Annotated in this window: 10 protein-coding genes; 5 read left to right on the top strand and 5 right to left on the bottom strand. The window is 38.0% G+C overall.

Translation table 11 applies throughout. The annotated features are described in order from the left end of the window. The first annotated feature begins 25 nt into the window (after positions 1-25). Genes J3U42_RS08930 through hxlB form a run of 3 tightly spaced genes read left to right on the top strand, consistent with a single transcriptional unit; the run spans position 26 to position 1,751 of the window. Positions 26-541: a YjbQ family protein gene (locus J3U42_RS08930; RefSeq protein ID WP_267336251.1), complete on the top strand. Its 516-nt coding sequence runs from the start codon at positions 26-28 to the stop codon at positions 539-541. 13 nt (positions 542-554) lie between these two features. Next, positions 555-1,211, top strand: a complete 657-nt coding sequence (locus J3U42_RS08925; RefSeq protein ID WP_267329379.1) for a ribulose-phosphate 3-epimerase — start codon at positions 555-557, stop codon at positions 1,209-1,211. A gap of 3 nt (positions 1,212-1,214) precedes the next feature. Continuing rightward, positions 1,215-1,751, top strand: coding sequence for a 6-phospho-3-hexuloisomerase (hxlB, locus tag J3U42_RS08920; protein WP_267336250.1), 537 nt, complete (start codon positions 1,215-1,217; stop codon positions 1,749-1,751). 313 nt (positions 1,752-2,064) lie between these two features. Here hxlB and mmuM read toward each other — a convergent pair whose 3' ends face one another. From mmuM to mfd, 5 genes are all read right to left on the bottom strand, one after another. After that, a complete protein-coding gene (gene mmuM / locus J3U42_RS08915) occupies positions 2,065-3,009 on the bottom strand; it encodes a homocysteine S-methyltransferase (RefSeq protein ID WP_267336249.1) in 945 nt (314 codons plus the stop codon). Continuing rightward, on the bottom strand, positions 2,999-4,399 hold the full coding sequence (gene mmuP / locus J3U42_RS08910; protein ID WP_220219521.1) for an S-methylmethionine permease: 1,401 nt from the start codon (positions 4,397-4,399) through the stop codon (positions 2,999-3,001). The genes mmuM and mmuP overlap by 11 nt, the downstream gene beginning before the upstream one ends. 97 nt (positions 4,400-4,496) lie before the next feature. Then, a complete protein-coding gene (locus tag J3U42_RS08905; protein ID WP_267336248.1) occupies positions 4,497-5,969 on the bottom strand; it encodes a YdgA family protein in 1,473 nt (490 codons plus the stop codon). Between the two features lie 345 nt (positions 5,970-6,314). Then, a complete protein-coding gene (locus tag J3U42_RS08900; protein WP_267336247.1) occupies positions 6,315-7,871 on the bottom strand; it encodes a DUF945 family protein in 1,557 nt (518 codons plus the stop codon). A 32-nt stretch (positions 7,872-7,903) separates the two neighbouring features. Beyond that, complete coding sequence (mfd, locus tag J3U42_RS08895; protein ID WP_267336246.1) at positions 7,904-11,356, bottom strand: transcription-repair coupling factor; 3,453 nt, start codon at positions 11,354-11,356, stop codon at positions 7,904-7,906. 172 nt (positions 11,357-11,528) lie between these two features. On the opposite strand from mfd, the gene lolC reads away from it, so the two are divergent. Next, positions 11,529-12,731 carry a lipoprotein-releasing ABC transporter permease subunit LolC gene (gene lolC / locus J3U42_RS08890; protein WP_366518661.1) on the top strand — a complete coding sequence of 401 codons (1,203 nt, stop codon included), beginning with the start codon at positions 11,529-11,531 and terminating at the stop codon, positions 12,729-12,731. Further along, the gene (lolD, locus tag J3U42_RS08885; protein ID WP_220219526.1) at positions 12,724-13,440 is read left to right on the top strand and encodes a lipoprotein-releasing ABC transporter ATP-binding protein LolD; all 717 of its coding nucleotides are present in this window, start codon (positions 12,724-12,726) and stop codon (positions 13,438-13,440) included. Before lolC ends, lolD begins: the two co-directional genes overlap by 8 nt.

Raw genomic sequence — 13,440 nt, 5'->3', positions numbered from 1 at the left:
GGGAGGAGAGAGCAGAGCGTCAAAAATGAAAATCTATCATCATACTTTAACGATCAGTACAGTAGCTGGTCGGCACTCTTATCATGATATTAGTAATGCACTCGATCAGTTTATGCAACACGCTAATATCCAAAACGGGCAATTAACCATTGCCACAACGCACACCACTTGTTCTTTATTTTTTGAAGAGTCAATGCATGACACCAACTTTTATGGGGACGAGCTTTTACAAGTAGACATTAATAATATTTTAGAAAAAATAGTGCCCAAAATGACCAGTGAAAACCAGTATAACAGCCCGGGACCAAAACATATTGCGTTTGGTTTAAGTTTAAATGACCCCCATTATCCTGCCGAAAAATGGGTAATGCTAAATACCGATGCCCATATAAAATCCTCATTATTTGGTAGCTGTTCGCTGGTTATTATCGTCAAAAATGGCAAGCCGTTACTTGGCTCACTTGGACGAATTTACTTTGTCGATTGGGATACGTTGCGAGCAAGGCAACGTACAGTAAATTTTATGCTTATGGGGCTTTAAATAAGGAGTCATTATGTTGTTGTCACCCTCATTATTTAATTCAGATCTCTATCTGATTAAAGACACCTTATCCACCTTACAAAGCTGTGGGATAAGTGATGTGCATATTGATATTATGGATAATCACTATGTGCCAAACTTAGGTTTTAATAGCGAATTTATAGCAAGTTTAAAAAAACATACTCACTTTAAGGTCGATTGTCATTTGATGATTGAAAAACCGGAACTATCGATTATGGATTTTATTGCCGTTAAACCTGATATTTTGACCTTTCATTTTGAATCAACTGTTCACCACGCTTTTGTAATCGACAAAATTATCAGTTATGGGATTAAAGTTGGTATTGCGATCAATCCGTCAACACCGGTCGCCGCACTAAAACTGTTATTGCCGATTGTTGATCGTGTATTAGTGATGAGCGTTAATCCGGGACAAAAGGGAGAGCGTTTTTTACCCTTCACGCTGGCGAAAATGGCTCAATTGCAATCGGAAAAGATTAAGCATAATTACCATTACGATATTCAAGTCGACGGTAATATTACCGATGCAAATTTATCAGACTGTTTACAAGCCGGTGCGACAAACATTGTATCCGGTGGCTTTATTTTCAAAAACAATGATATCCAAAACAATATTGCTAAGTTAACCGCAATCATGGCACAAGGATAAAATATGCAAATTAAAACCATACTTAACAATATATTAGATGAAATTACTGCACAGATTGATCATATTGAGCAAAATCAGTTAAATCAATTTTGTGATGCTATTATTGCTGCCAATCACATTTTTTTAGCCGGAACGGGGCGATCGGGTCTAATAATTAGTGCTTTTGCCAATCGCTTAATGCATTTAGGATTGTCAGTAAGTGTGATTAACGAAATCAGTAAGCCCAAAGCCAATGTGGATGATGTGCTGATACTGGGTTCCCATTCCGGTGAAACCGCAAGTTTAATTGCTTATGCCAAACAGGCGCAAAAGCTGGGAGTGAAAGTCATTATTCTAACCGGCAATGCCGACTCAACATTGGCGAAGCTGGCCGATAGCTGTGTGACTGTCAAGATTGAATTATCCCATTTTACCCAACCCATGGGCAGTACTTTTGAACAACTAGCATTACTGATTTATGATAGCGTGATTTATCGATTAATGGGGCAGTTACATCAATCGCCTGAACTGATGAAGTCAAGGCATGCCAATATTGAATAACGTCACATAATAAAAACATATCAAATAGTGTATTAGTCAGTATTTGATATGTTTTATACTGAAACATATACATTTTCTGAAAGTTTTTGACAAGAAGCTATGAGTGTTTATGTCTGGTACTAGAATAGATTCTTAATCGGTTTACTATTTAAAAAAAGCTTTATACTCAAACATATACATTTTCTGAAACTTTTTGACAAGAAGGTATTAATGTTTATGTATGGTACAGGGATAGATTCATAATAGGTCTATTATATAAAAAAGCTTTATACTTAAACATATACATTTTCTGAAACTTCTTGTCAAAAAGCGGTTACATTTTATCTTTTAATAACCGGGCTATTTGGGCAATATCATCCGGCGTTGTTTGACAGCAGCCACCGATCAATTTGGCACCCAATTCTATCCAGCGGGGTAATTGATTGCTAAAAGTGCAATTATGGCTATGGTTTGCATGCCATTGTTTGGTTGTTGGATCATACTGTTCACCCGAATTAGGGTAGATAATTAATGGTTTTTGAGTCAGTGTGCTTAATACTTCAAGGGCAGGGGTGACTTTTTCCAGCGCAATACAGTTAATACCAATACTGACAATTTGATCACAACCATTTAAAAATTCGATAACCTCAGTTAATGGGGTGCCGTCACTGAGATGATGTTCATCTTTTAACGTTAAAGAAAACCAACAGCTAATCGACGGAAAATTAGTGATAAGTTTAGCTAAGGCTTTAATTTCAGCAAATGAAGGCAGTGTTTCACATGCCAACATATCAACCTGCGCTTCAATTAAGGCGGTTATTCGATCAATATGAAAATCAATAAAAGCCGCTTCGCTAAGTTGATAATCGCCAGTATATTCGGAACCATTTGCCAAATAGGCACCATAAGGGCCGACAGAGCCGGCGATAATGAGTGGTTTATTGAGCCCCGTTTCATTTAAATAGCGTTGTTTTGCTTGTTTAGCAAGCTCAACGCTTTTTTTAATTAAGGCAATGGATGTTGTTAAATCAATGCCTTTTTGTGCAAAGCCTTGCGGTGAAGCTTGATAACTGGCTGTAATGGCACAATCGGCGCCAGCTTTAAAGTAATCATAATGGACTTGGCTGATAAGTTCCGGTTGTTCAATGAGCACTTTGGCTGACCAAAGGCTATCATTAAGATCGCATCCTCGGCGTTGTAGCTCACTTGCTAAAGCGCCGTCGATGATAATATATTTTTTCTGTTTTAATAGTTGGTCAATTAGGTTATTACATTTCATTTTTAACTGCTCGTTTTTGATAGACTTGAGTAAAATGGTGCGCAATAAAGCAGAAAATGACAAAAGGAATACCACAATATAACGCGATGCGCTGATTCGGATCGAACGCTAATCCGACACAAGCAACTAAACAAAGTATAAAGCCCAAAATGGGAACGAATGGATAAAATGGTGCTTTATATTTTAACGATTTAACTTGAGCATCAGTGAGTTGCTTCCTAAAAAAGTAATGAGAAGCGCAGATACTCAGCCAAACAGCAACGACCGCAAATCCAGAGATCGCCGTTAGCGCAACAAATACCGTGTCGGGCGCAATCACACTGGAAAAGAGTGCTAATAATCCCCCTAACATACTGACTATAATTGCCATAGTTGGAATACCGTTGCCAGTGAGTCGGCTAAAACACTTAGGTAAAGTCCCTTGATTTGACAGAGACCATAACATTCGACCAGAGGCATAAAGTCCCGAATTAGCGGCGGATAAAATAGCGGTGATAATAACAAAGTTATAGATATCTGCGGCATAAGGTAAACCAATATTTTCAAATACCTCAACAAAAGGGCTTTTTATTACTCCTGCTTGATTCATCGGGAGTAAAGCGGCCAGCACAAAAATGGTGCCAACAAAGAAAATTATCAGTCGTAAAATCGTTGTTTTTATCGCTAATGGAATCGTTTTTTCCGGATGATGTGTCTCACCGGCGGCAATGCCAATAAGTTCTGTTCCAGAAAAAGCAAAGTTAACAGTGACCATTGTCATAATAATTGGGGTGATACCGTTAGGGAACCAACCATTTTCAGTAATATGATGTAAAAATGGGGCTGGCATGTTGTTCTTCATTGGAATAAAACCAAAGATTGCAGCGCTACCTGCGATAATAAAAACAATAATGGTGATAACTTTAATGATTGAAAACCAAAATTCACTTTCGGCAAAAAATTGTGAGCTAATAATATTTAACGTAAATATAACGATACAAAAAATTAAGCACCAGATCCATACCGAAACCTGCGGGAACCAATATTGCATACATAAGCCAGCAGCAGTCAGACTCGAGCCTAGCGCAACTGTCCAAGTGAGCCAATAAAGCCAAGCAACTGTATATCCCGTAGCGGGACTGATAAAGCGTGAAGCGTAAGTATGAAAAGCACCCGTTTCAGGCATGGCAACGGCAAGTTCACCTAAACATAACATGACTAAATAGACCACTAAAGCGCCAATTAAATAAGCAATAATTGCCCCTATTGCGCCGGCAGTGGCAATGATATAACCCGTATTAAAAAAGAGTCCTGTACCAATGACCCCACCTAGTGACAGCATTATCAGATGCCTTGTCTTCATGGTGCGTTTAAATTGATTTTGATCTAACGACGAAGGTTGAGTATTCATAGGGATGTTTCAATGTTGATAAATTAAAAATAATATTCCACTAGCTAAGCTAGTGGAATTGACGAGTGAATAAATTGAGGTACGGCGTTTAATGGAGTCATTGACTCGTTAATGCTTCTAATTCTTCTTTAGTAAATGTTTTACCATTCAACTTATACTCTTGATCTTTTATAATTGATATATTACTTGAAATACCATTGTCATCAACTTTAAACATAGGATTATCAGCGAAAGCCATTTTAGCCATAGTTGCTACCTGCATTCGGTTCATATCAACTTTATTTTGTGATATTTTCTCATCATTAGGCGATTCTATTTGTGTTTTCACTAATGCTATTACACTGAAAGGGATTTCAAGTTGTCCTTTAACTGTATCCCAATTTAGTATGTTATTAATATCTAGATCTTCTTCATCCACTTCATCAGCTGCTTTAAATAAGCCACTTATTTTTGCAACACCTGCTTCATTGTGCAAACTAATCTCATTGACAGTAATTTCTGAACCAATGGCAGTAGAATAACGATTTCTATCAAATTCTTGAGATAGATTTTTAACACTGAAGTCAAAAGTAAGATCACCTAAGTTTTGTTTTCCATATGTTGAAGAACCTACTTTCAATAACAATGAGCCATTGACTCTTTCCTTATCATCAATTTGTGTTTTTTGCTTTAATTGTAAATCACTGATAGAAAAGTTTGCGATTTGTCCCATCGTTAATGGACGGGGATCGACTTCAATTTTATCAATACTTGCTGTTACATCTTGGTGCTTTTCAAGTAAGTTAAACGTACCTTTTTGAGTAAAATTATGTATTTTCAGTAAAGGGATGCTATTAAATGCAGTGACTTTTACCTCATCAACTTTAAATTCAAATAGAAAATTTTGATAGTTTTCTGGCTGAATAGATAAACTCCAACCGTCGACTTTAATGTTATTTTTACCATTACTGTCACTAATGGTGACATCCAGGTCATCTAACTTTGTATTGACTTGCAAATCAGATAAATCAGAATTACCTTTAACCGTTATTTCACTGCTACTAAATGCCAGTGAGTTTCCACTAGGGATTGCTGGAATGACATCTGAAGATAGATTGATTGCGCTAGAGACCAATTGTAATGTTAAAAATTCGCCATAAGTAATACCCAAATGACCTTTGTAAAAAGGCTTATTACCAGCAATCTTCCAAACTTCTGGCGATGTTTGTTCAGTAGGTTCAAATTCTACCCAAGCCATTTGTGGCAAAAAAGTACCTTTGCTTAACGCAGCAACAGGGAAAGGTCCATGATGAATCGTGATATTATCATCATATAATTTAACGCTACTGCCATCATCTAATGACGTTAGCATTACATTTACATGCATCTTAGTTGAAAAGAGGCCTTTTTCCGGTTGATTATGGGTGATAACGACATTGAACATTTCTTGAGAGTTGTTGAAATTTTTAGTGATTTCAGCAATCTTGTTGTCGAAATTATTTTCAATTACATTTCCTGTATACCATGATGTGCCGACATATCCAATGCCTAATACTGCAATAATACCAATAGCTAGTGTACTTTTTTTCATGTCAAATCTCTTTCATTTATAAAATTGTAAATTATTGTTCTTGTTTCTTAGCAAAATCCAAAATCAACGAACAAATTTATAACGCATTCAATTTGTTAAAGCTGATCGTTGGCAATTCTAAACGATTTAAGCCTATGAAGCGATAACTTTTTAAACCTTTGACAATGGGTAAGCCCTATTACTTTAACATTTTTATCGTTACAGACAGGCGAATAGTGCGATCGGAAAATAATTGAGTAGGGGGGAGATTATTGGCTGTATAGGGGTATTTTTTACCATTTTTGCTGATTTTCAGCGATATTACGCCAATAATATTGGCGCAATAGGTTAAGGATGACTGTTTTTTTAATCATACACATTTGATTCGAAAAATTGTAAAAACTCTTCTTTTGATATGAAATGATTATTTAGCCTTATTTTATCTTTATTGCCATGAATTTCAATATCGCTATAAATGCCCGGGTTACTTCCTTGTTTGATATCGACAATCGGACTATCTTCAAGCTCATGTAACAGTGAGTCTATTATTTTGTTTGTCTCAAATAATTGTTCATCAGTGACATCACTCGAATCAGGATTTGACACTTGAGCAACAAAGCGATCTAAAACGGCAAATGGTGCTTCAAGTTTGATTTTTGTTAGAACAGTATCGTTTAAAAACATCTTGATGCTCCCCAGACTTAATTGTTTAATTTTGAAAGAAAAATTTAAATCCCCTGCATCGGAATGAAAATTGAATATATTCAATGCAATGTTCGGATTGTTAGGGACACTAGCATGATTAGATTCAATCGCTCCAAGTCCTAATGAAACAAGTTTCCTGACAAACAAATCATTCGAATCTGAAAAATCGATATCGAATATCAATTTACCGAGGTGTTGTTGTCCATAATTGATTGACTCAATTTTCATTTGCAGGGAACCATTTGGCAGTTGATTATCGTTAGCTGCGCGGTAAATTTGCTTCAGGTCGATATTAGATAACACTAAATCCGGCTCCTCCTCAGATAACGAGACTAATTTATCCAAAGTGTTATGTATCTCTATATCCTTAGTTATGCCATTAACACGGCCTTTGGCTTTAAAATTTTCTAATTTCAAAATATCATAAAGCTCAACATCTACGGATAATGCATCTAGAGGAAATTCAGTAAGATCACGTTGAAATAGCTTGCCAATATTTATCTCAAAATCCTGTAAACCCAGACCATTAGGCGAGGAGAGAGAAGCTTCAAACTGAGAAATTGATAGTTTGTTTTCATTGTTGGCATAAATGCTGAAATTATCACTTTTTATGTTACCACCCATATCATGACCATGATTTTTGCTAAATAAATTGATGCTACTTTCACCATATTCTATTGTTACATCAGGGCTAAGTGACGGGATTTCATTATGTGTTAGTTCTCCCCCTTTGGTGATTAAATTAATCTGGTTATTGCTGTTATAGTCGATAGTTATATAACCAGTAAGTGGAGGCTGATTACCCGCTTTCTTCCAAAGATCAGGGTTCTTTTTTTCGGACATTTGATATTCAATCAAAGCGAGTTGAGGGGTAAAATTACCTTTAGCTAAGGCGGCAGGTGGAAAAGGTCCGTGGTGAATAGTTATATCATCTTCAAATAGGGTAAGTTGATCATCATCGCTAGCCTCCGATTGGTATTTAGGTTGTTGAGATAGCGTCACTTTTAAGTGAAATTTGCTCGAAAACAGATTTTTTTCGTAATGACTCTTAATCAGGTTAAATCTAACCGAACGTTTATTGCTGTTAAGATGCTTTGTAATAGCGGTTATCTGCTCATCGATATTATCTTCAATAAGGTTTCCCGAGTACCAAGTTGAGCCAACATAAGCTATGCCTAATACAGCAACTATCCCAATCGCGACTGATGCCTTCTTCATTATCATAATTCCTTATTTGTTGTTAAATTTCATTATGGATTTTCACGGTGCTTTGCAAAATCACTTAGTAAATTATTAATATAATCAATACGTTGATTTTGTTGTAACTCTTTTTGCTGTAATTTTAATCGATTTGTTCCTTCGAGACGATAGTTTTTAGGCTCTTTTTGAATTAGTTCAATTAAATAATCGACCGAAACTTGGTTATTATTACCAAATTCTATATAACCACCTTTATCGCTAAATTCAATTTTTGTGATACCTAATTGGTTAGCATAATAACGGATTTTAGTTGTGGCTAATAAAAACACTGTTGCATCGGGTAATTGACCAAAGCGATCACGCATTTCAACTTGAATGTCGGTTAGCTCATCAAGATTTTCAATACTCGCAATTCGCTTGTAGAGTGACAAACGGGTATTGACATCGGGGATGAAATCATCGGGAATTAAGGTTGGCAATCTTAACTCTACTTCAGTCTGTTGGCTATTAAGCAAGGATTCAAGCGTCGGCTCTTTGCCTTCTTTTAGGGATTTGACCGCATCTTCAAGCAATTCAATGTAAAGGTTAAAACCGATAGTTTCGATTTGCCCGCTTTGATCGCTACCCAGTAGTTCACCAGCGCCACGAATTTCAAGATCATGGGTGGCAAGTGCAAAACCGGCGCCTAAATCTTCTAAAGTGGCAATGGCATCAAGGCGTTTTTTCGCATCTTTACTCAGTAATTTAGGGTGAGGCGTTAATAAATAAGCGTAAGCTTGATGATAAGAGCGCCCAACACGACCTCGTAATTGATGCAATTGTGCTAAACCAAATTTATCGGCACGGTCAATAATTATTGTATTGGCATTGGGAATATCAATACCGGTTTCGACAATGGTTGTACAAACCAGTATGTTAAAACGTTGATGATGAAAATCATTCATCACCCGCTCTAAATCCCGTTCATGCATTTGACCATGACCAATGGTAATTCGAGCTTCCGGTACCAGTTGCGCCAGTTTTTCACTTACGCTTTCAATGTCTGATATATCATTATGTAAATAGTAGATCTGACCACCACGTAAAATTTCACGTAATATCGCTTCACGAATCACTAAATCATCGTATTCCCGAACAAATGTTTTCACAGCGAGTCGACGTGCTGGTGGCGTTGCGATGATTGACAAATCACGCATACCACTCATTGCCATATTAAGCGTACGTGGAATAGGGGTGGCCGTTAGCGTTAAAATATCGATATTGGCACGCATGGCTTTAATTCGTTCTTTTTGCCGAACACCAAAACGGTGCTCTTCATCGACAATAAGTAATCCAAGATCTTTCCATTTCACATCTTCTTGCAGTAATTTATGGGTGCCAATAACAATATCGACTTTACCTTCGCCCAACGCTTTAATAATTGCTTGTTGTTGTTTGGCGGTTTTGAAGCGAGATAAGCTTTCAATTCGAATTGGCCAATTAGCAAAACGGTCACAAAAACTCTCATAATGTTGCTCAGCAAGCAGGGTAGTTGGGACTAATACTGCTGCTTGTTTTTGGTTTATCACCGCTAAAAATGCGGCGCGAATAGCGACTTCGGTTTTACCAAAGCCAACATCGCCACACACTAAGCGATCCATGGCATAAGGTGAACACATATCGCCAATAACAGCACCAATGGCATTTTGCTGATCTTCCGTTTCTTGATAGGGAAATGCACTGCAAAATAGTTCATACTGTTCACGGTCTTGTTTAAATTCAAATCCGGGTTTGCTCTCCCGCTCAGCATAAATATCCAGCAATTCGGCGGCCACATCCCGAACTTTTTCGGCGGCTTTTTGTCTGGCTTTACTCCATGCATCGGTGCCCAGTTTGTTTAGTGGGGCATTTTCTTCATCACCACCTGAGTAGCGGCTAATTAAATTTAATGAAGATACCGGAACATAAAGCTTAGTGTCATTTGCATAAAGTAAGATAAGGTATTCGGCACTAATGCCACCGGTTTCTAAAGTTGTGAGTCCGGCGTATCGTCCAACCCCATGCTCAATATGCACAACCGGTTTACCGGGCGTTAATTCGGCTAAACTTCGAATCAAGCTATCAGTATTAATCGCTTGTTTATGCTCTTTTTTACGACGGATAATCCGCCGACCTAACAACTCGTTTTCGGTAATAAAGGCATAGTTTTGTTGTTCATCAATAAAGCCTTGCTCGCTGGCGCCAATCATCAAACAAAATCGGTTTTCAGTCTGGTTTAATTCAGTGAGTTGATCGATTGTTGTTGGGTGAATCCGAATACGACCAAGCACTTCTTGCAACGCCTCTTTGCGGCCTTGCGACTCGACCGAAAAGACAATTTTACCGTTAAAATCATCAATAAATTGTTGAAAGTGTAAATAAGGATCTTTCTGTTGCATCGCAATGGCAATATCGGGCAAAGTGCGATAAGGCAGATTGATACTTTTCGCCGATTGTTTAAAGGCGGTATGAGAAACCACAATGCGGGGATAATTTTTTAAAAAAGCAAATATTTCGTCGGTTTTAGACCAAATCGTCGTTGGCGCTAATAATGGCCGCATAGGATCGACACGGCGACTTTCATATCGTTGCAAAATATCTTGCCAATACTTATTGGCGAATTGTTCAATGTTTGCCGTATTGATAATCAACGTATTATCTAAAAAATAGGAAAATAGTGGCGTTAACGGCTCACTAAAAAACAGTGCTTGCCAATACTCAATGCCGGTGGGCAAAATATTTTTACTCACTTGCTGATAGATGCTTTCTGGCTCAAGTCTGACTTCAAATTGTTCACGCCACTGGCTGCGAAATAGTTCAATAGCCGATTTATCAAAAGGAAACTCGTGAGCCGGAAGTAATTGTATTTCGGTTATTTCATCTTGGGTGCGCTGTGTTTCGACATCAAAGGTTCGAATGCTATCAATTTCATCATCAAAAAAGTCAATCCGATACGGATTATCACTCCCCATAGGGAAAATATCAAACAGGGCGCCACGGGTTGCATATTCGCCGTGTTCCATAACCTGGCTGACAGATCGATAACCGGCATTTTCCAGCTGTAAACGTAGATTTTCACGGCTAATACTTAAGCCTTTTTTCATCATAAAGACATGCCCGCCTAAATAGCTTTGTGGGCAGACTTTTTGCATTAAGGTATTAATCGGTAAGATGAGTGCACCTTTAGTCAAATGTCCTAAATGATAAAGACACGATAAACGTTCCGATACAATATCTTGATGTGGTGAAAAACTGTCATAAGGTAAGGTTTCCCAATCGGGAAAGAATATTGACGGAAAGCGAGAAAACTGTTTCAGCTCCTCATTAATTCGGGTAGTTTGTTGCATGTCATCGGTAATAATCACAACTAAGCCATTATGCGCTTCAATTACTTGCGCACACAGTTGAGATAATGATGAGCCAACAAGTTCACCCACTTGCTTGATATCACCGGATTTTTTAGGAATGATTGTCGAAATATTCATTATATTAGGCATGATAAGGTTAATTGATATCGTTGCGATAGTTATCGCAGGATTATAACGTAATTACGTGGTTGTTTTCTATATCTGTTTAATCCTGTATGATAAGCACTTTACATTCAACTCGTTAAGCTTTATCACAAAGTTTCAGGTATTGTATACGTTTATGTCAAAAATATTTCGCCCATTAGTGTTTTTTATTGGCTTGCGCTATGTCTACGGTCAAAAGACCGACGGCTTTGGCAGGTTTGTATCATGGCTGTCGATGATCGGCATTATGCTAGGTTCTATCGGTCTGATTGTTGTGTTATCGGTTATGAATGGACTTGAAGAACAGATGCAAAACAGTATTTTAAAGTTTTTTCCGCAAGCGCAAATTACCACACAACAAGGTCGACTCGATCCGGTTGCCTTTCCTTCATCACAATTTGAAAAAATACCCGGCGTTAACCGCATTACGCCCTTAGTCACCGGTGATGTGATTTTACAAAGTGAGCATAGCATCACGGTTAGTACCTTAATGGGGATTAATGCTGAAGATAACGACCCGATTACGCACTATATCTACATGGGCGAGATTTCCGCACTTAAAGCCGGACAATATAATGTGATTTTAGGACAGAGCTTAGCTAATCAACTAGGCGTGGGATTGGGTGATAAAATTCGCTTAATGGTGACTGACGCCAGCCAAATTACGCCAATTGGTCGTATTCCTTCACAGCGGTTATTTAATGTTGTTGGGCTGTTTGCCGTCAATCATGATATCAATCAAGCATTAATTTATGTTAATCAAACCGATGCCAAAAATTTATTACGTTATCGTGGCAACGACATTACCAGTTGGCGGCTGTTTTTAGATAAACCATTAGATATTGCTTCAGTGGTCAGCGCACCATTACCGGACGGATTAGTCTTTAATGATTGGCGAGCTAAGCGAGGCGAGCTATTTCAAGCGGTTAAAATGGAAAAAAATGTTATGGGGTTACTCATTAGCTTAATTGTTATTGTGGCGGCATTTAATATTATCACCTCGCTGAGCTTATTAGTTATGGAAAAACAAGGCGAAGTTGCCATTTTGAAAACGCAAGGGCTGTCACGATTAAAAATCATGCTTATTTTTATTATTCAAGGTGCGACATCGGGCATTATTGGTACCTTGTTAGGCAGTACGATAGGATTGTTGATTGCGCTTTATCTCAATGAAATCATGCAAGTTTTAGGCTTATCGTTCGCCGGTATTTTGTTGCCGTCTTTGATTGAACCGACACAAATTATATTAATTATTTTTGGATTGCTTATGTTATCGTTAATTTCAACTATTTATCCTGCCTACCGTGCCGCTAATATTCAACCTGCCGAGGCTTTACGTTATGAATAATTCAGAAAAACTACTGTCAGCTAAAAATCTGTGTAAAACCTATCAAGAAGGCAAAATGGTGACAGAGGTGTTAAAAGATGTCACGTTTGATATCTATCCAAAATCATTAATGGCAATTATTGGTAGTTCCGGCTCAGGTAAAAGTACCTTGTTGCATCTGCTTGGCGGATTAGATCAGCCGACATCGGGTGAAATTTTGTTTAAGTCGCAACAACTTAATCGGTTATCCGAGCAGGAAAAGGCGCAACTGCGTAATCAACAAATTGGATTTGTTTATCAATTTCATCACCTTTTACCCGATTTTACGGCGCTGGAAAATGTCGCTATGCCGCTTCTAATTGGCGGAGTAAAACCAAACGAAGCCAAACAACGGGCTATGGCGATGCTTGAATCGGTTAATTTAGTTAAACGAGCCAATCATCGCCCGTCTGAGCTCTCTGGCGGTGAGCGTCAGCGAGTGGCAATTGGGCGCGCGTTAATTAATAATCCGGCTTTAGTTATGGCTGATGAGCCAACCGGTAATCTCGATAAATCAACAGCCGATGCGATTTTTGATCTGCTTATCAAGTTAAACCGTGAACATGGTACCGCCTTTTTAGTGGTCACCCATGATTTAGCATTAGCAAACAAACTTGATAAACAGTTAATTATGAGTGACGGGCGATTAACTGAAAGCAGTGCAGCCAACACAAGTTTAATGGGTAATTAA

The organism is Gilliamella sp. B2923 (genome assembly GCF_026536565.1).
Classification (GTDB): Bacteria; Pseudomonadota; Gammaproteobacteria; order Enterobacterales; family Orbaceae; genus Gilliamella.
The sequence above is the reverse complement of the archived record's forward strand: the minus strand, read 5'-3'. Positions and strand labels throughout refer to the sequence as shown.